The following is an 897-nucleotide window of genomic DNA, read 5'->3' as shown; positions in this document are numbered from 1 at the left end:
AGCCTTGCTTATTATCTGAAAGCAAAAGATATTAACTTTGTGCTGGTAAACCCTATGCACGTGAAAAAGTCCAAAGAACTCGATGATAACTCACCAACGAAAAATGACACCAAGGATGCGCGTGTCATTGCACAGCTGATAAAAGACGGACGATACTCCGTACCAAATCTTCTCGATGGCATTTATGCCGAACTGCGGGAAGGGATCAAATTACGAGATCAACTCGTCAAACAGCTGATTATCATTGAAGGACGCATTCAAAACCATATTCAGCGATATTTCCCAGAGTTTAATGATGTATTCAAAGACTGGGAAGGCAAGACAGCTTTATTCAGCTTACGTAACTTTCCGTTTCCATCCGACCTCCGAGGCGTGACTCCGGAGGAAGTATTAGCACAATGGAAAACGACAATTAAGCGAGGCGTCGGAATCAAGCGTGCAACTCAGTTCATTGAGAAGGCAAGGAAGAGTGTCGGCATTGAAGTTGGATTGCGTTTCGCAAGAAAAGAAATACACAGTCTCTTAGACCAATACGAGCTCTATCAGAGCCAATTAACCGAACTGGACATGGAAATTACAGATCTCATGAAAGACATTCCAGGCGCCCAGGAAATGATGAATATTAAAGGGCTGGGGCCAATCACCATAGCCACCTTTCTCTCTGAGGTCGGAGACCTCAAAAAATATGACCATCCACAACAGCTGGTCAATATGGCAGGTTTGTCGTTACGAGAACATAGTTCAGGGAAGTTCAAGGGACAAACAAGGATAACAAAACGAGGGCGGAAAAAGCTGAGAAAAGCTTTATATCTGGCCGTTAGGCCATTAGTAGCCAGTAACTCGACGTTCAAGACCCTGCACAGATATTACACGACCCGATCCGTCAACCCGTTGAAG

1 protein-coding gene is annotated in these 897 nt (G+C 44.5%); it reads left to right on the top strand.

What is annotated here, in order from left to right; genetic code table 11:
- Nucleotides 1–897: IS110 family RNA-guided transposase (locus ABDZ84_RS21400; RefSeq protein WP_343782943.1), on the top strand; the 897-nt coding region annotated here is incomplete at both ends.

Origin of the sequence: Virgibacillus salarius (genome assembly GCF_039521925.1) — a bacterium.
In the GTDB taxonomy this organism is placed as follows: Bacteria; Bacillota; Bacilli; order Bacillales; family Amphibacillaceae; genus Virgibacillus; species Virgibacillus salarius.
This window is presented reverse-complemented; position numbering and strand designations above follow the sequence as displayed.